Origin of the sequence: Streptomyces sp. 5-10, assembly GCF_014712245.1 — a bacterium.
GTDB classification, from domain to species: Bacteria; Actinomycetota; Actinomycetes; order Streptomycetales; family Streptomycetaceae; genus Streptomyces; species Streptomyces violaceusniger.
The window spans coordinates 59233-83406 of record NZ_JACVYG010000045.1; the positions used below are offsets into that span (position 1 = coordinate 59233).

Sequence of the window (24174 nt, forward strand, 5' to 3'; positions counted from 1 at the left end):
CCCTGTCTCCGCCGTGCCGTCAGATCAAGGTGCCCTCATGCCACACCGCCGAGATCAGGGGCACGCCGGGGCGGTAGGCGAGGTGCACATGCGACGGGGCGTCCAGCAGCGCCAGATCGGCGCGGGCGCCCGGGCTCACCCGGCCCACGTCGGTACGGCGCAGGGCCCGCGCCCCACCGGCCGTGGCGGCCCACACCGCCTCGTCCGGGGTCATCCCCATCTCCCGTACGGCCAGGGCGACGCAGAACGGCATGGAACTGGTGAAGGACGAGCCCGGGTTGCAGTCCGGGGACAGGGCGACCGTGACGCCCGCGTCGAGCAGCCGGCGCGCGTCCGGATAGGTCGAGCGGGTGGAGAACTCCGCTCCCGGGAGCAGGGTGGCCACCGTCTCCCCCTGGGCCAGCGCGTCCACGTCCTCGTCGGTCAGATGGGTGCAGTGGTCGGCGGAGGCGGCGCCCAGCTCGACCGCCAGCCGCACCCCGGGGCCGTAGGAGAGCTGGTTGGCGTGGACCCGCGGGATCAGCCCGCGCTCCTTGCCCGCGGTCAGGATGGTGCGGGCCTGGTCGCCGTCGAAGGCGCCCCGCTCGCAGAAGACGTCGATCCAGCGGGCGTGCGGGGCGCAGGCGTCCAGCATCGGGCCGGTGACCAGATCCACGTACCCGGCCGGGTCGTCGGCGAACTCGGGGGCGACGATATGCGCCCCGAGGAAGGTCACCTCGTCGGTGTGGGCACCGGCGATGGTCAGAGCGCGGGCCTCGTCCTGCGAGGTCAGCCCGTAGCCGGACTTGATCTCGACGGTCGTGGTGCCCTGGCGGCGCGCCTCGGCCACATAGCGGCCGACGTTGGCGTGCAGCACGTTGTTCGAGGCGGCGCGGGTGGCGGCCACGGTGGTGCGGATCCCGCCCGCGCTGTACGGGCGGCCGGACATCCGGGCGTTGAACTCCTCGGTCCGGTCGCCCGCGAAGACCAGATGGGAGTGGGAGTCCACAAAGCCCGGAATGGCGGCCCGGCCACCGGCGTCGACCCGATTGTCGGTGGCGGGTGCTTTGCTGGACTCACCGACCCAGGCGATGCGGTCGCCGTCGATGACGACGGCCGCGTCCTGGATCAGACCGAGGGGGCCTTCACCGAGGGAGGGGTCATTGGTGACCAGAGTGGCGATGTCGGTGATGGCCGTCGTGGGCGTCGCGGTGGTCATCGTGGGGGTGCTCTCCTTCTTCGGCCGTGCCGGTAGCGGCCGTGCCGGTAGCGGCCGGATCACGGTCCGTGCAGGGCTTCGATGGCCTCGGCCAGCGCTTGCGGCACGCGCGGGACGAGCTGATGGGCGCCGTCCCGTACGACATGGCGGCCGCCGACCACGGTGTGCCGGACATCCGCGCTGGTCGCCGCGAATACGGCGGTCTCCGCGCCCAGCCGGGGCGGCGGCCCCGCGGTGCGCACCGAGTCCAGCGCGATCGTGGTGAGGTCGGCGAGCGCCCCCACCTCGATCCGGCCCGCCTCCGCGCCCCAGCCGAGCGCCGCATGACCGTCCGCGGTGGCGGCCCGCAGCAGCTGGGCCGCGGTCCAGTGGCCCCGGGCGCGGGTGCGAAGCCGCTCGTCGAGCTCCATGGCGCGGGCCTCCTCCAGGATGTCGATCACGGCATGGCTGTCGCTGCCCAGCGAGAGCGGTGAGCCCGCGCTCTGCAGCTCGGCGGCCGGGCCGATCCCGTCAGCGAGGTCACGCTCGGTGGTCGGGCACATACAGACACCGGTGGACGCGTGGCCCAGCAGCCGGATGTCGCCCGGGGTGAGATGGGTGGCGTGCACGGCGGTGGTCCGCGGGCCCAGCACCCCGTGGTCGGCGAGCAGCCGGGTGGGGGTGAAGCCGTGTGCCTCCACACAGGCGTCGTTCTCCGCCGTCTGCTCGGAGAGGTGGACGTGCAGGGGCGCCGTGTGCGCGTCGGCCCAGCCGGACACGGTCGCCAGCTGGTCGACGGGGACCGCCCGCACCGAGTGGATCGCCGCGCCGATGCGGGTGTTGCCGTCGCCCTTCAGCCCGGAGACCCGCTCGGCCCAGGCTTCGGCGGTGCCGTCGGAGAAGCGCAGCTGGTGCTCGTTGGGCTCGGCCCCGAAACCGGAGGAGAGGTAGCAGGTGTCGAGCAGGGTGATCCGGATACCGGCCTCGGCCGCGGCCGCGATCAGGGCCTCCCCCATCGCGTTGGGGTTGCCGTAGCGGGCGCCGCCGGGCGCGTGGTGGAGGTAGTGGAACTCCCCGACGCAGGTGATCCCGGCCATGGCCATCTCGGCGTAGACGGCCCGGGCCAGCTCGAAGTAGCTGTCCGGGGTCAGCCGGTCGGCGACCCCGTACATCACCTCGCGCCAGGTCCAGAAGGAGTCCGGAGCGCCCTTGCGCCGCTGGTCGGCCCGGCCGTTCGCCGCGCCTGCCGTCTCGTCGTCCGTCTCGTCGCCCGTCTCGGCTCCTGTCTCACCGTCCGTCTCGCCGTCCGGCGTGCCGTCCGCCCTGCTGTCCGCCTGGACGACACCGCGCAGGGCCCGGTGGAAGGCGTGGCTGTGGGCGTTGGCCAGGCCGGGGAGCGTCAGACCACGGAGCGTGACGGACCCGGCGGGCGGCCGCGGACTCCCGGGCACCACCGCCGTGATCCGCCCATTGGCCGCGGCCACGATCACCACGTCCGACCGCACGCTTCCGTTCACCCAGGCGTGCTCCGCCCAGTACGTCTGCGCCGTCAGTGACACGCCAGGCCCTCCAGTACCTCCGCGAGTGCGGCCACACCGGCGAGGCAATCGTCCTCGCCCGCCGTCTCCGCGGGTGAGTGCGAGACGCCGGTGGGGTTCCTTACAAACAGCATGGCCGTCGGAACGGACGCGGACAAAATACCGGCGTCGTGCCCGGCCCCGGTGGGGAGCACCGGGACGCCGCCGAGCAGGCCCGAGAGCTGGTCACGCAGGTCGTGGGCGAACTCCACGACCGGGGTGAAGGACTCCCGGGTGACCCGGACGTCCACCCCGTCGCGCTGTCCGCGCTCGACCGCGGCGCGCTCGATCTCGCCGACCACGGCGGCCAGGGTCTCCTCGTCGGTGGCGCGCGAGTCCAGCCAGCCGCGGACCAGGCTCGCGATCGCGTTGACCCCGTTGGGCTCGACGCTGACCTTGCCGAAGGTCGCCAGCGCCCCGGCGAGCTTCGCCTTCTTACGGGCGGCGAGGACGGTGTTGGCGTAGGTGAGCATCGGATCGCGGCGGTCCTCGATCCGGGTCGTCCCGGCGTGGTTGGCCTCGCCGTGGAAGTCGAACCGCCAGCGGCCGTGCGGCCAGATCGCGGAGGCGACGCCCACGGGGGCGGCCCCCGCGGCGGAGCCGCTGTCGGACCGCGCCGCGAGGGCGCGCCCCTGCTCGATGTGGAGCTCGACGAACGCGCCGATGCGGGCCAGCCGCTCCGGGTCGGGGCCGATGGCGTCCGGGTCGTAACCGGCGCGCTCCATCGCTAGGGGCAGGCTCAACCCGTCCGCGTCGCGCAGCTCATGCGCCTGCGCGACGCCGAGCTGCCCGCTCGTCAGCCGGGAGCCGACGCAGGCCAGGCCGAAACGGGCGCCCTCCTCGTCGCCGAAGTTGACGATGGCGAGCGGTTTGGTGGGGCGGGCGCCCCGTGCGCGGAGCTCGTCGAGGGCGGCGAAGGAGGAGACGACGCCCAGCGGGCCGTCGAAGGCGCCGCCGTCGGGGACGGAGTCGAGGTGGGAGCCGGTGACGACGGCGTCTCCCGCGGTGGGGTCGCCCAGCCAGGCCCATTGGTTGCCGTTGCGGTCCACTTCGTAGGTGAGGCCGCGGTTCTGGGCTTGCTCCTTGAACCACGTTCTGCAGTCGGCGTCCGCTTCTGTCCAGGCGTAGCGGCGGTAGCCGTTCGTTGTCGTGTTGCGGCCGATGGGCCTCAGGTCCGCCCACATCTCGTGGAAGGAAACGGGTGTGGGCAGTCGTTCCGCGGGGGCGGAACGGGTGGGCACACCCGCACCCGCGGTCGGCGACGGCGCCCCGCCCCCCGCAGGGGTTTCCGCAACCGGATGACGATCGTCGCTCACGCTTCTTCCTCGCGCATCGGGATCCGCACGCCTCGTTCCCGCGCCACCTCGTCCGCTCGGTCGTAGCCCGCGTCCACGTGGCGGATGACGCCCATGCCGGGGTCGTTCGTCAGGACGCGGCGGATCTTCTCGCCCGCGAGCGCCGTGCCGTCGGCCACCGTGACCTGGCCCGCGTGGATCGAGCGGCCCATGCCGACGCCGCCGCCGTGGTGGATGGAGACCCAGGAGGCGCCCGAGGCGACGTTGACCATGGCGTTGAGCAGCGGCCAGTCGGCGATCGCGTCCGAGCCGTCCAGCATGGCCTCGGTCTCGCGGTACGGGGAGGCCACCGAGCCGCAGTCCAGGTGGTCGCGGCCGATCGCCAGCGGTGCGGCGAGGGTGCCGTCGGCGACCATCTCGTTGAAGCGCTCGCCCGCCTTGTCGCGCTCGCCGTAGCCGAGCCAGCAGATACGGGCGGGCAGCCCCTGGAAGTGGACCCGCTCCCCCGCCATCTTGATCCAGCGGGCCAGCGACTCGTTCTCCGGGAAGAGCTCCAGGATCGCCTTGTCCGTGGCCGCGATGTCCTTCGGGTCGCCGGACAGGGCCGCCCAGCGGAACGGGCCCTTGCCCTCGCAGAAGAGCGGCCGGATGTAGGCGGGGACGAAGCCGGGGAAGGCGAAGGCGCGCTCGAAGCCCGCCAGCTTGGCCTCGCCGCGGATGGAGTTGCCGTAGTCGAAGACCTCGGCGCCCGCGTCCATGAAGCCGACCATGGCCTCGACGTGCCGGGCCATGGACTCGCGCGCCCGCTGGGTGAAGTCGGCGGGCTTCTCGGCGGCGTACGAGGCCATCTCGTCGAAGTCCACGCCGACCGGCAGGTACGACAGCGGGTCGTGGGCGCTGGTCTGGTCGGTGACGATGTCGATCGGGGCGTTCATCTCGAGGAGTTGCGGGACCAGCTCGGCCGCGTTCCCCAGCACGCCGATCGACAGGGGGCGCCGGGCGTCCCGGGCCTCGGTCGCGAGCTGGAGCGCGTGGTCCAGGCTGTCGGCGCGCACGTCCAGGTAGCGGTGGTCGATACGGCGCTCGATGGCGCGCGGATCGCAGTCGATGCAGATCGCGACGCCGTCGTTCATGGTGACCGCCAGCGGCTGGGCGCCGCCCATGCCGCCGAGGCCCGCGGTGAGGGTGATCGTCCCGGCCAGGGTGCCGCCGAACTTCTTCGCGGCGACCGCGGCGAAGGTCTCGTACGTGCCCTGGAGGATGCCCTGGGTGCCGATGTAGATCCAGGAGCCGGCGGTCATCTGGCCGTACATGGTCAGGCCCAGCGCCTCCAGGCGGCGGAACTCCTCCCAGTTGGCCCAGTCGCCGACCAGGTTGGAGTTGGCGATCAGCACCCGAGGCGCCCACTCGTGGGTCTGCATGACGCCCACGGGGCGGCCCGACTGGACCAGCATCGTCTCGTCCTGCTTCAGCGTGCGCAGGGTGCGGACCATGGCGTCGAACGAGCGCCAGTCGCGGGCCGCCTTACCGGTGCCGCCGTAGACGACGAGCTTGTCGGGGTGCTCGGCGACCTCCGGATCGAGGTTGTTCTGCAGCATCCGCAGGGCGGCTTCCTGCTGCCACCCCCGGGCGCTGAGCTCTGCACCACGCGGCGCCCGTACGGGTCGCGGTCCTGTCATGGGCCAAGCCTCCCTGTGCCATCAACTGGTTCGACTGCGTCGGCTGCGTCGGCTGCGTTCGACCGCATCGGCCGCATCGGCCGCATCAGTCGCATCAGTCGCATCCGACTGGATCGAGTTATTCACATCTTGATGCCGATGAATATGACTAGTCAATACCGTAGGGCTCCGCATACGGCCAGGTGGTTCAGCGGCGCGGGCTCACCGCCCTGCTCGCGGCCGACCCGGCCTGGCGCCGCGGGGTAGCGTCACCAGGTCGTGTACCCCACGCCCGCCGAGGAGCCCGTCGTGTCCCTCCCCGCCACCCACCGCGAGGTCCGTCTGGCGGCCCTGCCCGATGGGGTACTCACCCCCGGTCACTTCGAGGTCGTCACCGCTCCCGTCCCCACCCCCGGCCCCGATCAGGTGCTGGTGCGCAACCGGCTGATGAGCGTCGCCGCCGTGATGCGCCCGCTCACGCTCGCCGACCCGGACGCCTTCGGCCTCCCCCAGCTGCTGCACAAGGCCGGCGAGGTGATGCGGGGCGCGGCCCTCGGTGAGGTGGTCCGGGCGCCGGGCACGGATCTCGCCCCCGGGACCCTCGTCCGCCATCGCGCGGGCTGGCGCGAGTACGCGGTCCTGAACGCCTCCGAGGTGTCGCCCGTCGACCCCGAGGCGCTGCCGGACCCCGCCGCCCATCTCTCGCAGGGGTTCACCGCCTGGCTGGGGGTGGTGCGCGGGGCCGGGGTGCGGCGCGGCGACACGGTGTTCGTCACCGGCGCGGCGGGCGGAGTGGGCTCCCTGGCCGGGCAGTTCGCCCGGCTGCACGGCGCCGCGCGGGTCATCGGCTCCACCGGCTCCCGGCACAAGGCCGACCGGCTAACGCGGGAGCTGGGCTATGACGCGGTCGTCCTGCGGGGCGCCGGATCGATCGAGGAGCAGCTGCGCGCGGCCGCCCCCGACGGCATCGACGTCCTCTTCGACACCGTCGGCGGCGAGCAGCTGCGGGCCGCCCTGGCGCTGGCCCGCCGCAACGCCCGGTTCGCCCTGGTCGGCGCGCTGGCCGCACAGCTGTCCGACGACGCGCTGGCCCCGACCGGGATCAGCACCCTGGCCCTGATCACCCGGAGCATCACGCTGCGCGGCATCAGCGCGGTGGACCACCAGGACGCCATGCCCGCGTACCTGAGCGAGTTCGGCCGGGCGCTGCGCGAGGGCGCGCTCACCTACCCGTACACCCGGCTGACGGGGCTCGACCGAGCGCCGGGCGCGCTGTGCGAGCTGGTGGAGGGCCGTCACCTCGGCGCGGTGCTGGTGGAGCTGTAGGCCCGGGTCGGGGCCGGGGCCGCGCCCCGGCCCCGACCATTCGCCTCCGGACCCGGGGGAGCTGGTCCGCGGCCGTTCCGGATGGTTGGCTGAAGGCATGACGTCGAAAGCGGTTGCGATGGTCACCCGGCGCGAACAGGCCGTACGGGCGGCCGTGGAGCAGCGGCTGCTCGGCCCGGACCAGCCCGTCGTGGGGCTGCTGGACGTGGCCGGGATCCGCTCCGCGGCCGCCGGGCTGCGCGCGGCCTTCGAGGAGGTCGTCGCGCCCGGCACCCCGATCCTGCACGCCTTCGCGGTCAAGGCCGCCGCGCTCGTCCCCGTCCTGCGGCTGCTGGCCGACGAGGGCCTGGGCTGCGAGGTGGCCAGCCCCGGCGAGCTGGCCCTGGCCCGCGCGGCGGGGGTCACGCCCGACCGGATCGTCCTGGACTCCCCCGCCAAGACCGCCGCGGAGCTGCGCGAGGCCCTCGACCTGGGCATCGCCGTCAACGCCGACAATCCGCAGGAGCTGGACCGGCTCGACGCGCTGGTGGGGCACCGCGCGGCCCCGCCCTCGCCCCTGGGCCTGCGGGTCAACCCCCAGGTCGGCGGCGGCAGCATCGACGCGCTGAGCACGGCCACCGCGACCTCCAAGTTCGGCGTCGCCCTCCAGGACCCGGGGGCGCGCGCGTGGGTCGTCCGCGCCTTCGCCGAGCGCCCCTGGCTGACCCGGCTGCACGCACACGTCGGCTCCCAGGGCTGTCCGCTGGAGCTGATGGCGGCGGGCATACGGGCGGCCTACGAACTGGCCGAGGAGATCAACGAGACGGTCGGCCGGCAGCAGATCGACGCCCTCGACATCGGCGGCGGCCTCCCGGTGAACTTCACCTCCGACGAGGTCACCCCCGACTACCGGGAGTACGCCCAGCTGCTGCGGGCCGCCGTGCCGGGGCTTTTCGACGGGCGGTACAAGCTGGTGACCGAGTTCGGGCGGTCCCTGCTCGCCAAGTCCGGACTGGTGCTGGCCCGGGTCGAATACGCGAAGTCCGCGGGCGGCCGCCCGATCGCGGTCACCCACGCGGGCGCCCAGCTCGCCACCCGTACGGTCTTCGCCCCGGAGGCCTGGCCGCTGCGCGTGCTGGCCTACGACGCGGAGGGCCGCCCCAAGCCGGAGACCGGCGACGGCCCGGTCCCCCAGGACATCGCCGGCCCCTGCTGCTTCGCGGGCGACCTGGTCGCCCGCGACCGGGCACTGCCGGAGCTGGCGGCGGGCGACCTGGTCGCCCTGCTGGACACCGGCGCGTACTACTTCTCCAACCACTTCGCCTACAACAGCCTGCCCCGCCCGGGAATCTACGGCTTCGACGCGACGAGCGCCGACGGCGATGTGCGCTTCGCGACGGTACGGGAGCCCCAGACGGTGGACGAGATCGTGGCCGAGAGCGGCGCGAAGCACGCGCTGGGCCTGAGCCGTCTGCGGTAGGGCGCGGGGCGCCCAGGCTGTGGGACGCCCCGGCTGTGGGGCGCGCCCAAGCTGTGGGTCGCCCAGGCTGTGGGGCGCCCAGGCTGTGGGGCTCAGAAGTCCGCCGTACACGTGACGCTTTCGTCTGGGCCGGCGTTGATTGAGCATCGGGGCAGGTGGGGGCGGGCGCGGGCCACGTCGCCGGCCACCGGCCGGTGGGGGCGAAGCCCGGTGGCGGCCTCTGTGACCCGGAGCCGAGGCCGTTGCCGGACTGCGGGCCCCGCGTGGCCCGGCCGAGCCCGGCCACTTCCGCCCGGTGGGGGTACCCCCTTCAAGAAAACACTTGATCTGGCGCAACTAATTTGTCAAACGTTTTCGAGAGGGGTACCCCAACCCCCCGGCAGTCCGGATCGGGGCGAAGCCCCGGCCGGAGGGGCGCCGCGACCGGGCCCGCCCCCACGGGCGGGCCGCCGGCGACGGGCCCCGGCCAGGGCACCCCCGCCCCCATGCTCAAAGGCGCCGAAGGCGCGAGACGGCGCCGCACCAACCCACGCCGCGCAACCCCACCGGGGCAACCCCGTCAGAGGTGACCCTCAACGCCCGGCCCCCGCCATCGCGCGGGAGCGCCTCGCGCCGCCCGGTGCCGCGTCGCCGGCGACGATTCCCGTCGTCTGGTAGGCGTCCACGGCCTTGCCCGCGGGCCGTCCCCGGGGGACCCGGTCCGTGCGCACCCACAGCAGCGCGTCGTGTGCGCGCTCCCAGCGGCCCAGCCACAGGGCCTTGGCCCACAGCCCGGCGCCGAGCCCCGCCAGCAGCATGCCGCCCGCCGCCGGAACGGCGAAGGACGAGCCCATCGCGGCGAGGAAGGCCAGCAGCAGCCACCACCGCAGGGCGCGGCGGCGGGTCCGTACGGTCACCGCGCGGTCCTGGAGGAAGACCGTCTTGCCCGCGCGCGAGGCGTCGCGCGCCAGCTCCAGATAGCGCTTCCGGCGCACCACGAACACCACGGCCCCCGCGATCACGAAGAGCGCCGCCCCGGCGAGCACTCCGACCCGGCGCCCGGTCAGCCCCGGCACCAGTGTTCCGATCCCCGCGGCCAGCACACCGGGCCACCACAGCCACCCCGCGGGAGCCCTCACGATCACCGCCACCCGTGCCAGCGCATACGCCCCGCGCCCCACGACCGACCTCCTCACCCCAGTGAATCCCGGAAGAAATCCATGTCGAATCGACGAATCCAATCGAGGAATCTAGCCAGGATGCCTGAGAATTCGGTGAGAGGGACGGGGGTTGGCACACGGAGCGGCCCGGAAGCCCGGGCCGGAAGCCCGGCCGGAAGCCCGGGCCGGAAGCCCGGGCCGGAAGCCCGGGCCGGAAGCCCGGGCCGGAAGCCCGGCTCACTCCACGAACAGGCCCCGCTCCGCGGCCTTCGCGTCGAACTCCTCCAGCCGCGCCTGCGCGTCCGGCAGCGCGTCGCACATCGCCTCCAGCAGCACCCGCCCCAGCAGCATCGGGGCACACGCGGTGTCGAAGGCGAGGCCCGTGCCGACCGCCGCGGGCAGCAGCAGATCGCTGTGGCGGGCCACCGGGGCGAAGGCGCTGTCCGCGACGGTGACCACGGTCAGGCCCGCCTTCCGGGCGTACTCCAGACCCTCCACGACCTCGCGCGGATGGCGCGGCAGCGCGAAGCACAGCAGCGCCGTGGCGCCCGCGCGCTTCGCCGCGTCCACGCGGTCGTCGAGCATCGTGCCGCCCTCGTCGAGCAGCCGGACGTCCGGATGGACCTTGCGCGCGAAGTAGCTGAAGCCGCGGGCCTGCGCGGAGGCGGCGCGCAGCCCGAGGACCGGCAGCGGACGGGAGGCGGCGAGCAGCCGTCCGGCGCGGACGACGGGGGCGGGGTCGGCCAGCAGCGCGGCGAGATGGCGCAGATTGTCGATCTCGGACTGCACGGCCTGCTGGTACTCGTTGTACGACCCCTCGTCCGCCTCCGGCTCGGCGGGCGCGACATCGCGCAGATGCTTGCGCAGCGCCGGATAGCCGTCGAAGCCGAGGGCGACCGCGAAGCGGGTCACGGACGGCTGGCTGACACCCGCGAGCTCGGCCAGCTCGACGCTGGAGAGGAACGGCGCGTCCGCGGCCCGCCGCACCATGCAGTGGGCGATCCGCCGCTGGGTCGGGGTCAGCCGGTGGCCCTCGAAGAGCGCCTGCAGCCGGGCGGAGGTCGAAACACCGGAGCCGGTCGGGCCGCCCGCCACCCCCGCCGACGCCACCGCGACGTCCTCGCCCACCGGCGCCATCTGCCCACCACTCACCCCGTGGTCCGTACTCATCACGTCCTCCTGACCCTCGTACCCTCGTCCCTCAAGCCCCCGCCAACCGGTCGAGCAGGCGCGCGGCCACCGCCACATCCTCTGTCAACGGCCGGTCCTCCATCCGGGGATCGAGCACTTCCGATGCCAGGGCGAAGGCCACACCGGCCGGGAGCTCCGGGTCCGGCTCAAGACCGCGCTGGCGCAACGCCCGTACGGCCGCGACCAGTTCACAGCCCAGCACCAGCCGGTAGTGGTCGGCCACCCGGAGCGTCTGGCGGGCGCCGAGCGAGGCGAAACTGGCCTGTTCCTCCACCCCGCGCGAGAGCACGGCATGGCCCAGCGAGGCGGGGTGGGAGACCGCGCGCATCTCGCCGAGGGCCGCCCCCGCCGCGTATTCGAGGATCATCACGCCCGAGCTCGCGGGCGCGGGGTCGCCGAGGAAGGGCCGCAGCCGGGTGAAGTCGGGTTCGCTGAGCGCGGCGAGCCGGGCGGTGGAGAGCCGGGCGGTCTGGAGCACGGCGAGCCGGAAGTGGTCCAGGGCGAGGGCGGTGTGCGCGGCGTAGAAGTTGCCGTGGTGGTAGGCGGCCTCGTCGGTGGAGCTGATCAGCGGGTTCTCGGCGGCGGCGTTGAACTCGACGGTCAGCACCCGCTCCAGCGCGTCCGCCGCGTCCAGCGCCGGTCCGTGGATCTGCGGCAGACAGCGGAAGCCGTACGGGTCCTGTATGCGGCCCAGCGGCGGGGTGGGCCGGGGCGGGGCGCCGAGCAGGGCGCGCATCCGGGCGGCGGCCGCCACGGAGCCGGGGTGCGGCCGGGACGCGTGGACGGGTTCGGCGTACGCCTCGTACGAGCCGCCGACCGCGATCAGCGAGAGCGCGGCCACGGCGAGCGAGGCGGACAGCAGCCGCCGCAGCTCGGCGAGGGCGAGCGCGGACTGGCCGAGGGTGAGGGCGTTGCTGCTGATGAGCGCCAGGGCGTCGTTGCTGTCGAGGGTGATGGGGTCGGGGGCGCGACGGCCCGGGGCGGCCTCGGTGAGGTCCCAGGGGTGCTCGCCGACGAGCGCGAGACCGGTCTGGGCGAGCGCGGCGAGGTCCCCGGTGCCGACCGCGCCGTACTCGTTGATCACCGGGTGGGCGCCGCTGTCCAGGCCCTCGACGAGCGCGGTGACGACGGCGGGGCGCAGCCCGGCGCCGCCCGCCAGCAGCTGATTGGCGCGGACGGCCATCATGGCGCGCACCTCGCGGCCGGGCAGCGGTGCGCCGATCGCGCCGGCGTGGCTGCGCAGCAGCCGCAGCCCGTGGTCGGAGTCGGCCGGGCCGACGTCCTCGGTGCGGTTGGCGCCCACTCCGGTGCTGCGCCCGTAGACGCGGCCGGTGGCCGCGAGCCGGTCCGCGGTCTCCCAGGCGCGCTCGGCCAGGGCGAGCGCGGTGGGATCGGGCGCGGCGGGCCGGCTGAGACGGTCGGCCAGCCGCACGACATCCACGACGCGTAGGCTCCGGCCGTCCAGCGTGATCCGCGGGTCGGCGCCGTCGGTGCCGTCGGTCGCCGCGTGATCAGCATCCAGCATGTGAGACAACATCCAGGGCAACCCCTCTCGAACACGCCTTTTCTGGGCCAACCGTCCAGTACTCCGTCCACATCGCGAGCAGATGTAACCGGTGATTAACGCAGACCTCTTGACTTCTATTCACTCGACTATGACTGTGCATGACTATATGCAGACAGGGCAAGGGGAAGCGGATGATCAGCTTCAAGGACGTCAGTAAGCACTACCCGAACGGCACCACGGCGGTGGATCGCCTCAGTCTCGAGCTCCCGGAAGGGGGCATCACCGTTCTTGTCGGCACCTCGGGCTGCGGCAAGACCACCACGCTCCGCATGGTCAACCGCATGGTCGAGCCGACCAGCGGCACGGTGAGCGTGGGCGGGCGTGATGTCCTGCGAGCGGACGCCGCCGAGCTGCGGCGCGGAATCGGCTATGTGATCCAGCAGGCCGGGCTCTTCCCGCACCGCACCATCCTCGACAACATCGCCACCGTCCCGCTGCTGCTGGGCTGGGGCCGCCGCAAGGCGCGGGCCCGCGCCGCCGAGCTGCTGGAGCTGGTCGGGCTGCCCGCCGACTCCGGCAAGCGCTACCCGCACCAGCTCTCGGGCGGTCAGCAGCAGCGCGTCGGGGTCGCCCGCGCGCTGGCCGCCGATCCGCCGGTGCTGCTGATGGACGAGCCGTTCGGGGCGGTCGACCCGGTCGTACGGACCCAGCTCCAGAACGAGCTGCTGCGGCTCCAGAGCGAGCTGCGCAAGACGGTCGTCTTCGTCACCCACGACATCGACGAGGCGGTACGGCTCGGCGACCGCATCGCGATCTTCCGCACCGGCGGCCACCTCGTCCAGTGCGCACCCCCCGCCGAGCTGCTGGCGAGCCCCGCCGACGACTTCGTGGCGGGCTTCCTGGGCGCCGAGCGCGGGCTGAAGCTGCTCTCCCTGTCCACCCTCGCCGACGTGGACCGGGAGCCCGTGCCCGCCGACGGGCAGCGCTGGCGGCTGGTCACCTCCGAGCGCGGTGAGCCGGTGGGCTGGCGCGACACCGAGGGTCCTGAGGGCGACCGGGCCCCGCTGCTGCCGGTGCGCCCGCTGCGGGACGGCGACTCGCTGCTCACCGCCCTGGACGAGTCGCTGGCCTCGCCCGCCGGTCTTGTGGCCCGCGTGGACGCCGACGGGGTGCTCACCGGGGTCACCGGGCGCGAGGCGATCCATGAGTACGCGGGGCAGCGCCACGCGGAGGCGGGCCGCGCGGCCGCCCTCAAGAACGCCGCCCCCGGAACCGACGAGGCGCCCGGGACCGCCGAGGCTTCCGAAGCCGACGAGGCGCCCGAAGCCGCCGAGGACCCGAAGAGCCCCGACACGAGCGTGACCGCATGACCATCGACTGGGGCTGGTTCCCCGACCATCAGTCCGACCTGGTCACGCTCACCCTCGACCACCTCTCCACCGCCGTCCCCGCCGTCCTCTTCGGTCTGCTGATCGCACTGCCGCTGGCCGTGATCGCCCACCGGGTGCGCCCGCTGCGCGGACTCCTGCTCGGGGTCTCGAACATCCTGTTCACCATCCCCTCCATCGCGATCTTCGTCCTGCTGCTGCCGGTCACCGGCCTCACCCGCACCACCGCCGTCACCGGCCTGACCATCTACACCCTGGTCGTGCTGCTCCGGAACACCGTGGAAGGCCTCGACAGCGTCCCCACCAAGGTCCGCGAGGCGTCCACCGCGATGGGCGCCCGTCCGCTGCGCACCCTGCTCACCGTCGAGCTGCCGCTCGCCTTCCCGGTGATCATGGCGGGCGTACGGGTGGCCACGGTGATGGCGATCTCGCTGGTCAGCGTGGCCAGCTACATCGGGTACGGCGGCCTCGGCCAGCTGTTCACCGACGGCTTCCAGCGCAACTACCCCACCCCCGTCGTGGCCGGAGTCGTCCTGTCCCTGCTGCTCGCGCTGGTCGCGGACGCCGTGCTGGTCACCATCCAGTGGCTGTGCACCCCGTGGCTGAGGAGGCGTGCCTGACATGCTCGAACTACTCCAGAACCTCCTCCGCTGGCTGACCAGCGGCTCCCAGTGGTCCGGGCCCGACGGCATCGCCACCCGCCTGCTGGAGCACGTCCAGTACTCGCTGCTGGCCACCCTGGTCGCCGCCGCCATCGCCCTCCCGGTCGGGCTGCTCATCGGGCACACCGGGCGCGGCGCGTTCCTCGCCATCAACCTCTCCGGCTTCGGCCGGGCGCTGCCGACCGTCGGCCTGGTCACCCTGGTCTTCCTGGCCAGCGGGCTGAGCATGTGGCCGGTGTACGTCTCGCTGGTCGCCCTCGCGATCCCGGTGATCGTCACCAATACGTACGCGGGCATGGCCGCCGTGGACCCCGAGGTCAGGGACGCGGCGCGGGGCCAGGGCATGCGCTGGTACCAGGTGCTGTTCCAGGTCGAGCTGCCGCTCGCGCTGCCGCTGATCATGACCGGGCTGCGGCTGGCCTGCGTCCAGGTCGTGGCCACCGCGACCATCGCCGCGTACGTCAGCTTCGGCGGGCTCGGCCGCTATGTCTTCGACGGGCTCGCCCAGCGCGACCTGGTGCAGGTGCTGGGCGGGGCGGTGCTGGTCGCCGTGCTGGCCATCGCCCTGGACCTGGCGCTGGCCGGAGTGCAGCGGCTGCTGTTCCGCAACCGCCCCCCGCGCGCCCACGCGCACTGAAGCCCGCCCCAGCGACTCAGCGGCCCACCGACTTCACCCCGACGCGACTCGGCGCCCCACCGACTCAGCGACTTCACTCCGATCCGCACTCCGATCCGCACTCCGATCCGAGGAGACGACGACCCCATGAACCGCAGGAAACTGCTCGGCGGCCTGCTCGCCGGCGCCTCCGTGCCCACGCTCGCCGCCTGTAGCGGCGGCGTCACCTCGCTCAAGGGCGACGGCGGCAGCGGCGGCGCGGGCGGCGGCAGCAGCCTGGGCGGGCTGGTCATCGGCACCGCCAACTTCACCGAGAACCAGCTGCTGGGCTACCTCTACGCCGAGGCGCTGAAGGGCGCGGGCATCAAGACCAGCGTGCGGCCCAACCTCGGCTCCCGAGAGATCGTCATCCCCGCCCTCCAGCAGGGCGATATCGATCTGCTCCCCGAGTACCAGGGCAATCTGCTGCTCCACTTCGACGACAAGGCCCCCCAGACCGAGGCCGGCGACCTCCAGAACGCCCTCACCGTGGCCCTCCCCAGCGGCCTGGAGGCCCTGTCGTACGCGGCCGCCGAGGACAAGGACGTCTTCTGCGTCACCCGCGAGACCGCCCGGAAGTACGGGCTGCGCAGCTTCGCCGACCTCGCCAAGCAGAACGGCAAGCTGGTCTTCGGCGGCCCGGCCGAGGACAAGAACCGCGTGGTCGGCCTGGTCGGCCTCAAGGACCGCTACGGCGTGACCTTCAAGGAGTTCAAGGCCCTCGACGCCTCCGGGCCCCTGGTCAAGGGCGCGTTGAAGAAGGGCGATGTGGACGTCGCCAACCTCTTCTCCACCGACCCCGACATCGAGGCCAACGACTGGGTGATCCTCGCCGACCCCAAGGCCCTCATCCCCGCCCAGCACATCGTGCCCGTGATCCGCGCCGCCAAGGCCGACGCCAAGGTCCGCAAGGCCCTGGCCCGCCTGGGCGGCGCCCTCACCACCCGGGAACTGGCCCGGCTCAACAAGCTGGTGAGCAACGACAAGAAGGACCCGGACCGGGTCGCCGCCGACTGGGCCGCCAAGAACGGCCTGACCAAGAAGTAGACGGCCTCACCACGAAGTAGACGGCTCACCACCAAATAGACGGCTCACCAAGAAGTAGCGGCAGGAGCACCGTATGCCCGACTCCCCGGACGCGCTGGACTCTTTGGTCGAAAAGCGCTCGATCGACGTCGTCCCGGACGCGGAGCGCCATGGCACCGCCTTCAGCCAGTTCACCCTGTGGCTCGGCGCCAACCTCCAGATCACCGCCGTCGTGACCGGCGCCCTGGCGGTGGTCTTCGGCGCCGCCGCCTTCTGGGCGATCATCGCCCTGCTGATCGGCAACCTGCTCGGCGGAGCCGTCATGGCGCTCCACTCCGCCCAGGGACCGCGGCTCGGCCTGCCCCAGATGATCTCCTCCCGGGCCCAGTTCGGGGTCCGGGGCGCGATCGTCCCGCTGCTGCTGGTCATCGTCATGTACGTGGGCTTCTTCGCCAGCGGCAGCGTGCTGGCGGGACAGGCGGTCGGCGAGCTCACCCATCTCGGCGACACCACCGGGATCGTCCTCTTCGCCCTCGTCACCGCCGTGGCGGCCGCGGTCGGCTACCGCCTGATCCACACCCTGGGGCGGATCGCGGGCGTCGTCTGCGCCCTGGCCTTCGTCTACCTGGGCATCCGGCTGCTGGACCGCACCGATCTGGCCACCCTCCTCCACGACCGGACCTTCGACTTCCCGCTCTTCCTCCTCGCGGTGTCGCTGTCCGCCTCCTGGCAGCTCGCCTTCGGCCCGTACGTCGCCGACTACTCCCGCTATCTGCCGCGCGCCACCTCCGCGAAGGCCACCTTCTCCTGGACCCTCGCCGGCACCGTCCTCGGCTCCCAGTGGTCCATGACCTTCGGCGCCCTCGCGGCCGCCGCGGCCGGCCACGCCTTCGTCGGCCACGAGGTCTCGTACATCGTCGGCCTCGGCGGCGGCGCGGCCCTGATCACCTCGCTGCTCTACTTCGTCATCGCCCTCGGCAAGCTGACGATCAACGTCCTCAACACCTACGGCGGCTTCATGTCGATGGTGACCAGCGTCAGCGGCTTCCGCGGCCGCGCCACCCTCTCCCCGCGCGGCCGGGCCGCCTACATCGCCGGGATCATGGTCGCGGGCACGGCGGTCGCGCTGCTCGGCAAGGACAGCTTCCTGTCCTCCTTCAAGGACTTCCTGCTGTTCCTGCTGACCTTCTTCACCCCGTGGAGCGCGATCAACCTCGTCGACTACTACGCCATCGCCAAGGAGCGCTACGACATCCCCGCCCTCAGCGACCCGAACGGCCGCTACGGCGCCTGGCGCTGGAAGGCGATGTCCACCTACGCCCTCGGCGTCCTCGCCCAACTCCCCTTCCTGTCCACCGCCTTCTACACCGGCCCCTTCGTCGCCCCACTGGGCGGCGCGGACATCTCCTGGCTCGTCGGCCTGGCCGTCCCCGCCGCCGTCTACTGGCTCCTGGCCCACCGCGACACCGCCCACGTCCCGGACCGCATGATCCTCGTCCCGGAGCCGACACCGGGCCGCCCGTACGTCACCGAGTCCGGGTGAGCCGGACCCGCACCGCCCCTGTGTCCGATTCCAGGGGCGCCCCGGCGCACAGCCGGTACGAGGGAGGGCGCCTTCGGGGCCGGGCCCCGGGAAGGGTGCAAGTTCACGCAAGACCGTAGCCGTGCAGGCTGTCCCCTGGGCAATCTCGTGCATGACCCGTCCGGCCCGATCCCTGGAGGGAAGCCATGTCACTGAGGTTCGTTGGCATCGACCCGGACACACCCAACGGGGGCTCGCCCACGGTCTGGCTCGAAGACGAGAAAGCAGAGATCGTCATTCAGGGATGGTTGCCCGACCCGGACATGCACACCGAGATCGCCGGAACCGAGTGGGTGGAGGGACACCCGATCGGCGTTCCGGGGCATGAGGGCGTGGTCCGTGTCCCCGTCAGGATGATCCCCTATCTGAGGAAGGTGTGCGATGACGCAGAGCGTGCCGGACTTTGCCGCCCTGCTGAGGAGCGCTGAGCACTCCGCGTGTCACCTGGAGATGCGCGACTCCTACATGGATGACCCGGTGTACGCCGACTGGCGAGCGGGCAAGCCTGTCGACCGGCCCGAGGAGTACCAACTTCCGCAGGAATACCGGGAGTGGGCCGGCCTGGTCCGCGAGACCATCGCCCGGGGCGTCGTCATGCGCCGGGCGCGAGTCGTCTCCGAACCGGTGACCGACTACATCCGTTGGGAGCATGCGATCACTGAGCGGCACAATGTCGCGCTCGGCGAGCGGGTTCGCTGGCTGCCTCGACGTCTCGCCTCTGATCTCGCCCTCCCAGGCAACGACCTGTGGCTGATCGATGACCGCCGCGTCCTGTTCCATTGGTTCACTGGTGACGGTGAGTGGGCAGGACACGAATTCAACGAGGACCCGGCCACCGTGGAGATAGTGACGGCTGCATTCGAGGCGGTGTGGGACCGGGGCATTCCACACTCCGAGTACGTCGTCTGACCCCTATCCGCCCATCAATAAGTCGAGCTCACCGCCTATGCCCTCGTCCCCGTCCTCCAGCGTCATCGAGGCTCGCAAGGCCCTCGCGAACCGGATGGTCGAGATCCGCAAGGACGCCGGGCTCACGGGGGCCGAGCTGGCTGCCCGCTGCGGATGGCACGAGAGCAAGACGTCCCGCATCCAAAACGGCAGGACCGCGCCATCAGAGGAAGACCTGCGCGCCTGGTGCGCGGCTTGTGGCGCCGACGACCAGGTGCCCGACCTGATTGCCACCGCGCGCGCCGTCGACTCGATGTACACCGAGTGGCGGCGCACCGAGCACTCCGGCCTTCGGGCTGAGCAAGAGTCGGTTGCCCCGCTGTACGAACGCACGCGCCTCTTCCGCGTCTACGCCAGCCGTGTTCTGCCCGGAATGGTGCAGACGCCGGAGTACACCACTGCGGTACTGAGATCCATCCAGCGGCACCGCGTTCCGGTCGACGACGTCGAGGACGCCGTCGATGCACGGATGGGCCGGCAGCGCATGTTGTTCTCGGGCCGGCACCGCTTCGGCCTGCTGATCGAGGAGTACGTGCTGTACGCCGCTGTGTGCGCTTCCAGCACCATGGCCCGACAGCTCGGCCAGCTCATCACCGCGGCTTCAAGCCCGTTCGTCAGCCTCGGCATCATCCCGATGGGCACCGAGCGGCCGCACCTCCCGGTCGAAGACTTCTACATGTTCGACGAGGCAGAGGTCGCGGTCGAGTTGACCTCTGGCTATCTGCGGATCACCCGGCCCCCGGAGATTGCCGAGTACGTGCGAACCTTCGCCGCGTTCGCCTCCATGGCCGTTCATGGCACCCACGCCCGATCATTGATCACCAAGGCGATTGACGCTCTCGTGTGAAGGCGCGCAAGAAGGTGCAAGATCCTCGCACCCGCTGGGTGTGGCTTCCTAGCTTCGAAGCACGGCCCCACAGCGATCCCCACCAAGTACCAGCAGCCCAGGTGCGCCGAGTGCCGAAAGCTCGCCAGGGAACGCCCTCCCCCGACAATCGTTCGCCACACAGCGGGACCTACCGAACGGAGACCCATGGCAGGCATCGAATTCGAAGCAAAGGCCCTGGACATCGACCCGACGAAGATGGAGCGGCTCATCGTCGAGGCAGGCGGTGTGCGCCAGGCCGGGCCGCGGCTGATGCGTCGGTACGTCTACGACACCATCCCGGCCGTCCCCGGCCGGTGGATGCGCCTGCGCGACACCGGGGCCGTGACGACCCTGTGCGTCAAGCAGATCTCCACCGACGCGGTCGACGGCACCCACGAGACCGAGGTCACGGTCGACAACTTCGAGGAGACGAACGCGCTGCTCGGCCTCATGGGGGTGACGCCGCGCAGCTACCAGGAGAACCGGCGCACTTCCTACACACTCGGCGCCGTGCGCCTGGAGGTCGACGAGTGGCCCCTCATTCCGCCGTACCTGGAGATCGAGGCGGACGACGAGCCGCAGGTGTGGGCCACGGCCGAAGCACTGGGGTTCGACCGCGAGCGCCTGACGTCGGTCAACACGACGAACGTCTACGACCGGTACGGCATCGACCTGGACGCGATCACCGACCTGCGGTTCGAGTCGCCGAGGCTCCCGGCCGGCGGGGCGTCGGCCGGGATGATGGAGGGGCACGATGCGCAACACGAGTAACCTGCCGGTCGAGGTCCGACCGGACCGCACCTTACGCGTGAAGATCATCGACGCGTGCGGGCTCGCCTGCTCGTTCTGCCACAATGAGGGCACCCCCGTGGCCACCGACAACACCGGCCGCGCCGCAGGTGAGTTCACCCGCACACCGGGGCGGTCCGGCCGGGTGTCCATCTACCTGAAGACCAATGGCGCCGACTTCCTTCCAGCCCGCATCTCGGCCGACTCGGACTTCGCCCTGGCGCTAGCCGCCGTCCGCGGCAGCCTGCCTACCAGCGAAGTCCACTTCACCGGCGGGGAGCCCACCCTCCATCCGGAGCTGCCCGGGCTGATCCGCATCGCCCGGCGCCTCGGGCTGACCGTCGGACTGACCTCGAACGGCGAGAACGGCGCGGCCGTCCTCGCGGAAGCCGCGGCGGCCGGCCTCGACCGCATCAACCTGTCGGTGTTCGGCACCACCCCCGAAGAACTCGCAGCCGTGCAGGGCCCGCGCCTGGCCTCGCCGAAGCTCGCCGCCCGCAAGCTCGAGGCGCTGACGAAGACGATCGAGACCGCTCACACCTACGGCATCAAGGTGTCGGCCAACATCGTTATCCCGAACCGCGACCATGTGGAACGCGTGCTGCGCGTCATTGAGCAGCACGGTCGGTCGGTGGTCGTGCGCATGCTGGTGTCGCTGGAGGACGACGGGGCGTCGCTGGCCGCCATGCTGGAAGTAGTCGACCACCTCGACGCCATGCCGGTCCGGAGGGTCGTCACGGCGGGTGCGTCGGATCAGCGAGTGCGATACCGGCTGCCGGACGGGCGGACTTTGTACGCGAAGAGCATCCGGCCCGTGCGCCTCCCGGAGACGTGCGCCGACTGCCGGTTCAACAACCCCGACGACTGCCAAGAGGGGTACTACGGCGTCCGGATGTACCGGGCCACCGACGGGCCGTTCATGGTCGGCGTGTGCATTCAGCGGATGGACCTGTGCCTACCGCTCGGCGAGTTCATCATGAGCCAGCGCTGCCGAGAGGTCGCCGCGTTCCGAGACGACGAAGCGGTGAGACTCACGAAGCTGTACGCGGCCCGCACGCCATCGCCCCAGCATCGGGCGTAGCGCCCCCAAACGTGCTGGTTCTGTGGCGCGTCACCGCTTCCGAGTGAGGTGGTCGAGGCCGCCACCCTTGGCGGTGCGTAGGAAGATCCCAAGCGAGGCAGGGGTGATGGTGACGGCCTCTGCGGAGTCCTCGTTCTCGCGCGGCGTCGATCTGCACGGTGTCGAGCTTGGGCACGGGGCCGTCCATTTCATCTGCATGGGTCTGGTCCATACCAGCTCGGCGGCTTCGCGGGCACTCATACCAGCCGCTTCCCGCAGCTTCTTCAGTTCCGCACCCAGGGGCCGCCGTCGCGCCGTTGGCGTGGACGGCACCCGACAGCTCAGCCTCACCTCCCCCGAGCGGGCAACCCGGTACTTCGGTCGACGGACCGACCCCACTGTCCAGGCCGCACGACTCGTCTGGCCGGCCCCTTCCGGGGCCGCCACGTTCGGCCGCGCCGAGCGCTCCTGACGAGCCGCGTCACGCGAGGGCGGCGGAGATGCGTTCGCGCAGGGCGACTGCCCGGGGGTCGTCGTACGAGGCGAGCGCGCGCAGGGCCTCGGTCCAGTGGCGGCGCGCCTCCTCGGCGGCGCTTGCCTCGTCCGCCTCGCGCAGCGCACCGGCCAGCCCGTCGAGGGAGAGCGCCGTGTGCCACAGGTCGTCCAACTCCCGGTGGGCCGCCGCGGCGCGACGGTGGAAATCGGCCGCCTCGCCGGGCCGTCCGAGCCGCCGGTACGTCTCCCCCGCACCGTCCCACGCCCGGGCCTCCCGCGCCCGGTCGCCGAGGCGACGCTGGAGGGACGCGGCCCGCTGGAACGAGACCAGGGCGGCGGCGAACGCACCGTTGGCCTGCTGCGCCCGGCCCAGCTCCAGCAGCCAGTACCCCTCCCACATGTGGTTGCGGTGGGCGAGGGCGATCTCCAGCGTGCGCTCGGCGGAGGCCAGCGCCTCCTCCGGCTGCCCGCGGTCCCGCTGAACGGCGCTCAGGATGCGCAGCGCGTTGCCCTCGCCGCCCTGGTTGCCCAGCTCGCGATGCATCTCCAGGGCCCGCAGCACATAGCCTGACGCCACTTCCGGCCGGGCCAGCTCGTACGTCACCTCGGCGAGGTTCGCCGTCACCACGGCCTCCCAGTGGGCCGCGCCCAGCTCCCGGAAGAGCGCCGCGGCCCGCTCGAAGTGGTCCTTCGCCGCCTCCAGCCGACGCCCCCGCAAGTGGATCAGCCCGATGTCGTTCAGCGAGAGCGCCTCCCCGAGCCGGTCGCCGATCTCCCGGCGTGCCGCGAGGGCGCCCTGGTGGTACTCGGCCCCCTCGGCGAGGCGATGGGACTGCGTACAGGCCATCCCGAGGCTCTCCAGAAGCTCGGCCTCCGCGGTGCGGTCACCCAGCCTGCGAGCGGCGCGCAGTCCGACGCGGCCCATGGCCAGCCATTCCTCGAACGGATTCAGGAGCATGTGCACGCTCCGCAGCACCGCGGGAAGCTGCCAGGCGATCACATCGAGACCGGCCTCCTCGGCTGCGCGGGTCGCGGCCAGCAGATTGCCGCGCTCCGTCTCGTACCACCGCATGGCCTCGTCGTAGTCCGCGAAGGACGCGGGGCAGAGGCCGTCGCCCGGCGGATCGAGCGGGATATGGGCCTCCTGGGGATTGATCCAGGTCTGGGCCGCGTCCGCGGAGTGCAGATACCAGACCAACACCCGCCGCAACGCCGCCCCGCGTTCCTCCGGGGACTCCTCGTGCCGCGCCTGGTCGGCCGCGTAGGCACGCAGCAGGTCGTGGAACTCGTAGCGGTCGGGCCCGGTTTGCTCCAGCAGATGGGCGCCGACCAGAACGTCCAGCAGATGCCGGATGCGGCCGGTGCCCCCGCCCCCGTCGAGAGCGGCGGCGGCCGCGGTCCCGAACTCGGCGCCCGGGTGCAACCCGAGCAGCCGGAAGAGACGCGCCGCCTCCGCGGGCAGCGCCCGGTAGGACCAAGCGAACACGGTACGCACCGCCTCGGCCTCCTCGTCGTCTCCCACGCTCAGGGCGTCCCACAGGGCTGACTCGTCGCGAAGGTCTCTTATCAGGTCGTCCAGCCCCATCCGCGGACGGCTGGCGGCCCGCTCCGCGGCGATGCGCAGGGCCAGCGGAAGGCGGGCGCACAGCCGCGCCAGCTCGATCAGCCGACCCGGGTCGTCCTGGGGACGGTAGGGGGCGGTGACGACGCTCAGCAGCGCGACGGCCTCCTTCTCGTCCAGCGTGCCCAGGGTCAGCGTGTGCGCCCCGTCGCGGACGGCCAGCCCGGACAGCCGGCTCCGGCTGGTCACGATGACCAGGCAGCCTGCGGCACCCGGAAGCAGCGGTCTGACCTGGCTCGCGGTGGCCGCGTTGTCGAGGATGACCAGCACCCTGCGCCCGGCGAGCAGCGACCGGTAGAGCGCCGCGCCCGCCTCCAGGTCCGCCGGAATCGCCACCGCCGGTACGCCCAGGGCCGAGAGGAACCGGTGCAGCGCCTCCTGCGGGGTGACCGGCGCACCCGGGTCATAACCGCGCAGGTTCACATACAACTGGCCATCGGGGAAACGGTCCTGTACGCGGTGCCCCCAGCGCAGCGCCAGGGAGGTCTTGCCGACGCCCGCGGTTCCGGCGAGAACGCAGACCGGGACGGAAACGGATTCATCGCCGCCGTCGGTCAGGATGGCGTCGAGCCGTCCCAGCTCCTGGCCCCGGTTGACGAATCCCCGGACATCCCCGGGCAGTTGCCGGGGCTTGAGACTCTCGGGGCGCCCGCCGCTGTGGAAGTGGATGCCTCCGCTGACGTCCCGGGCCTGCACGACGTCACCCGCGGACCCGGACAGTTCGGAATGCGTCCCGTGATCCTCGTTGATC

The 24174-nt window shown here is 72.2% G+C and carries 20 protein-coding genes; 12 read left to right on the forward strand and 8 right to left on the reverse strand.

All coding sequences use genetic code 11. The features are described 5' to 3' along the window. Positions 1-19: 19 nt before the first annotated feature. From hutI to hutU, 4 genes are all read right to left on the reverse strand, one after another. A complete protein-coding gene (hutI, locus tag IEJ02_RS36145) occupies positions 20-1198 on the reverse strand; it encodes an imidazolonepropionase (RefSeq protein WP_191068669.1) in 1179 nt (392 codons plus the stop codon). Positions 1199-1257: 59 nt separating this feature from the next. Continuing rightward, on the reverse strand, positions 1258-2736 hold the full coding sequence (locus IEJ02_RS36150) for a formimidoylglutamate deiminase (RefSeq protein ID WP_275560996.1): 1479 nt from the start codon (positions 2734-2736) through the stop codon (positions 1258-1260). Then, positions 2727-3938: an allantoate amidohydrolase gene (locus IEJ02_RS36155; RefSeq protein WP_191068686.1), complete on the reverse strand. Its 1212-nt coding sequence runs from the start codon at positions 3936-3938 to the stop codon at positions 2727-2729. The genes IEJ02_RS36150 and IEJ02_RS36155 overlap by 10 nt, the downstream gene beginning before the upstream one ends. Positions 3939-4066: 128 nt before the next feature. Beyond that, entirely contained in the window at positions 4067-5728 is a 1662-nt protein-coding gene (hutU, locus tag IEJ02_RS36160; protein WP_191068670.1) for a urocanate hydratase, read from the reverse strand. Between the two features lie 288 nt (positions 5729-6016). On the opposite strand from hutU, the gene IEJ02_RS36165 reads away from it, so the two are divergent. Continuing rightward, positions 6017-7033, forward strand: coding sequence for an MDR family NADP-dependent oxidoreductase (locus tag IEJ02_RS36165; protein ID WP_191068671.1), 1017 nt, complete (start codon positions 6017-6019; stop codon positions 7031-7033). Positions 7034-7130: 97 nt separating this feature from the next. Then, entirely contained in the window at positions 7131-8492 is a 1362-nt protein-coding gene (locus tag IEJ02_RS36170; RefSeq protein ID WP_223865039.1) for a type III PLP-dependent enzyme domain-containing protein, read from the forward strand. A 572-nt stretch (positions 8493-9064) separates the two neighbouring features. Here IEJ02_RS36170 and IEJ02_RS36175 read toward each other — a convergent pair. The 3 genes from IEJ02_RS36175 to IEJ02_RS36185 all read right to left on the reverse strand — a co-directional run bounded on the left by IEJ02_RS36175 (position 9065) and on the right by IEJ02_RS36185 (position 12359). Then, entirely contained in the window at positions 9065-9652 is a 588-nt protein-coding gene (locus IEJ02_RS36175) for a hypothetical protein (protein WP_191068672.1), read from the reverse strand. Positions 9653-9868: 216 nt separating this feature from the next. Then, the gene (locus IEJ02_RS36180) at positions 9869-10801 is read right to left on the reverse strand and encodes a MurR/RpiR family transcriptional regulator (protein WP_223865040.1); all 933 of its coding nucleotides are present in this window, start codon (positions 10799-10801) and stop codon (positions 9869-9871) included. A gap of 31 nt (positions 10802-10832) precedes the next feature. Continuing rightward, the gene (locus IEJ02_RS36185) at positions 10833-12359 is read right to left on the reverse strand and encodes an aromatic amino acid ammonia-lyase (protein WP_191068673.1); all 1527 of its coding nucleotides are present in this window, start codon (positions 12357-12359) and stop codon (positions 10833-10835) included. Positions 12360-12520: 161 nt separating this feature from the next. On the opposite strand from IEJ02_RS36185, the gene IEJ02_RS36190 reads away from it, so the two are divergent. The 10 genes from IEJ02_RS36190 (at position 12521) to IEJ02_RS36235 (ending at position 21328) form a co-directional block, all read left to right on the forward strand. Further along, positions 12521-13699: an ABC transporter ATP-binding protein gene (locus tag IEJ02_RS36190; RefSeq protein ID WP_191068690.1), complete on the forward strand. Its 1179-nt coding sequence runs from the start codon at positions 12521-12523 to the stop codon at positions 13697-13699. Next, on the forward strand, positions 13696-14337 hold the full coding sequence (locus IEJ02_RS36195) for an ABC transporter permease (protein ID WP_191068674.1): 642 nt from the start codon (positions 13696-13698) through the stop codon (positions 14335-14337). The genes IEJ02_RS36190 and IEJ02_RS36195 overlap by 4 nt, the downstream gene beginning before the upstream one ends. A 1-nt stretch (position 14338) precedes the next feature. Further along, the gene (locus tag IEJ02_RS36200) at positions 14339-15016 is read left to right on the forward strand and encodes an ABC transporter permease (protein WP_137978279.1); all 678 of its coding nucleotides are present in this window, start codon (positions 14339-14341) and stop codon (positions 15014-15016) included. Positions 15017-15142: 126 nt separating this feature from the next. After that, positions 15143-16081 (forward strand): ABC transporter substrate-binding protein, encoded by a 939-nt coding sequence (locus IEJ02_RS36205; protein WP_191068675.1) that lies wholly within the window; start codon positions 15143-15145, stop codon positions 16079-16081. 73 nt (positions 16082-16154) lie between these two features. Continuing rightward, on the forward strand, positions 16155-17603 hold the full coding sequence (locus IEJ02_RS36210) for a purine-cytosine permease family protein (RefSeq protein WP_191068676.1): 1449 nt from the start codon (positions 16155-16157) through the stop codon (positions 17601-17603). Between the two features lie 185 nt (positions 17604-17788). Beyond that, positions 17789-18070, forward strand: coding sequence for a hypothetical protein (locus IEJ02_RS36215; protein ID WP_191068677.1), 282 nt, complete (start codon positions 17789-17791; stop codon positions 18068-18070). Next, positions 18024-18551, forward strand: a complete 528-nt coding sequence (locus IEJ02_RS36220; protein WP_191068678.1) for a DUF6879 family protein — start codon at positions 18024-18026, stop codon at positions 18549-18551. Before IEJ02_RS36215 ends, IEJ02_RS36220 begins: the two co-directional genes overlap by 47 nt. Positions 18552-18588: 37 nt before the next feature. Beyond that, positions 18589-19437: a helix-turn-helix domain-containing protein gene (locus IEJ02_RS36225; RefSeq protein WP_191068679.1), complete on the forward strand. Its 849-nt coding sequence runs from the start codon at positions 18589-18591 to the stop codon at positions 19435-19437. Between the two features lie 186 nt (positions 19438-19623). After that, positions 19624-20229 (forward strand): class IV adenylate cyclase, encoded by a 606-nt coding sequence (locus tag IEJ02_RS36230; protein WP_223865042.1) that lies wholly within the window; start codon positions 19624-19626, stop codon positions 20227-20229. Continuing rightward, the gene (locus IEJ02_RS36235) at positions 20213-21328 is read left to right on the forward strand and encodes a radical SAM protein (protein WP_191068680.1); all 1116 of its coding nucleotides are present in this window, start codon (positions 20213-20215) and stop codon (positions 21326-21328) included. Before IEJ02_RS36230 ends, IEJ02_RS36235 begins: the two co-directional genes overlap by 17 nt. 460 nt (positions 21329-21788) lie before the next feature. Here IEJ02_RS36235 and IEJ02_RS36240 read toward each other — a convergent pair whose 3' ends face one another. Beyond that, positions 21789-24119: an ATP-binding protein gene (locus IEJ02_RS36240; protein ID WP_317986012.1), complete on the reverse strand. Its 2331-nt coding sequence runs from the start codon at positions 24117-24119 to the stop codon at positions 21789-21791. Positions 24120-24174: the final 55 nt, after the last annotated feature.

What these genes read in the sequence shown, in the direction of transcription:
- IEJ02_RS36205 (WP_191068675.1), top strand. Translation starts at nt 15,143, where the DNA reads ATGAACCGCAGGAAACTGCTCGGCGGCCTGCTCGCCGGCGCCTCCGTG.
- hutI (WP_191068669.1), bottom strand. Translation starts at nt 1,198, where the DNA reads ATGACCACCGCGACGCCCACGACGGCCATCACCGACATCGCCACTCTG.
- hutU (WP_191068670.1), bottom strand. Translation starts at nt 5,728, where the DNA reads ATGACAGGACCGCGACCCGTACGGGCGCCGCGTGGTGCAGAGCTCAGC.
- IEJ02_RS36155 (WP_191068686.1), bottom strand. Translation starts at nt 3,938, where the DNA reads ATGTGGGCGGACCTGAGGCCCATCGGCCGCAACACGACAACGAACGGC.
- IEJ02_RS36190 (WP_191068690.1), top strand. Translation starts at nt 12,521, where the DNA reads ATGATCAGCTTCAAGGACGTCAGTAAGCACTACCCGAACGGCACCACG.
- IEJ02_RS36235 (WP_191068680.1), top strand. Translation starts at nt 20,213, where the DNA reads ATGCGCAACACGAGTAACCTGCCGGTCGAGGTCCGACCGGACCGCACC.
- IEJ02_RS36170 (WP_223865039.1), top strand. Translation starts at nt 7,131, where the DNA reads ATGACGTCGAAAGCGGTTGCGATGGTCACCCGGCGCGAACAGGCCGTA.
- IEJ02_RS36225 (WP_191068679.1), top strand. Translation starts at nt 18,589, where the DNA reads ATGCCCTCGTCCCCGTCCTCCAGCGTCATCGAGGCTCGCAAGGCCCTC.
- IEJ02_RS36210 (WP_191068676.1), top strand. Translation starts at nt 16,155, where the DNA reads ATGCCCGACTCCCCGGACGCGCTGGACTCTTTGGTCGAAAAGCGCTCG.
- IEJ02_RS36185 (WP_191068673.1), bottom strand. Translation starts at nt 12,359, where the DNA reads ATGTTGTCTCACATGCTGGATGCTGATCACGCGGCGACCGACGGCACC.
- IEJ02_RS36195 (WP_191068674.1), top strand. Translation starts at nt 13,696, where the DNA reads ATGACCATCGACTGGGGCTGGTTCCCCGACCATCAGTCCGACCTGGTC.
- IEJ02_RS36220 (WP_191068678.1), top strand. Translation starts at nt 18,024, where the DNA reads ATGACGCAGAGCGTGCCGGACTTTGCCGCCCTGCTGAGGAGCGCTGAG.
- IEJ02_RS36230 (WP_223865042.1), top strand. Translation starts at nt 19,624, where the DNA reads ATGGCAGGCATCGAATTCGAAGCAAAGGCCCTGGACATCGACCCGACG.
- IEJ02_RS36180 (WP_223865040.1), bottom strand. Translation starts at nt 10,801, where the DNA reads ATGAGTACGGACCACGGGGTGAGTGGTGGGCAGATGGCGCCGGTGGGC.
- IEJ02_RS36215 (WP_191068677.1), top strand. Translation starts at nt 17,789, where the DNA reads ATGTCACTGAGGTTCGTTGGCATCGACCCGGACACACCCAACGGGGGC.
- IEJ02_RS36200 (WP_137978279.1), top strand. Translation starts at nt 14,339, where the DNA reads ATGCTCGAACTACTCCAGAACCTCCTCCGCTGGCTGACCAGCGGCTCC.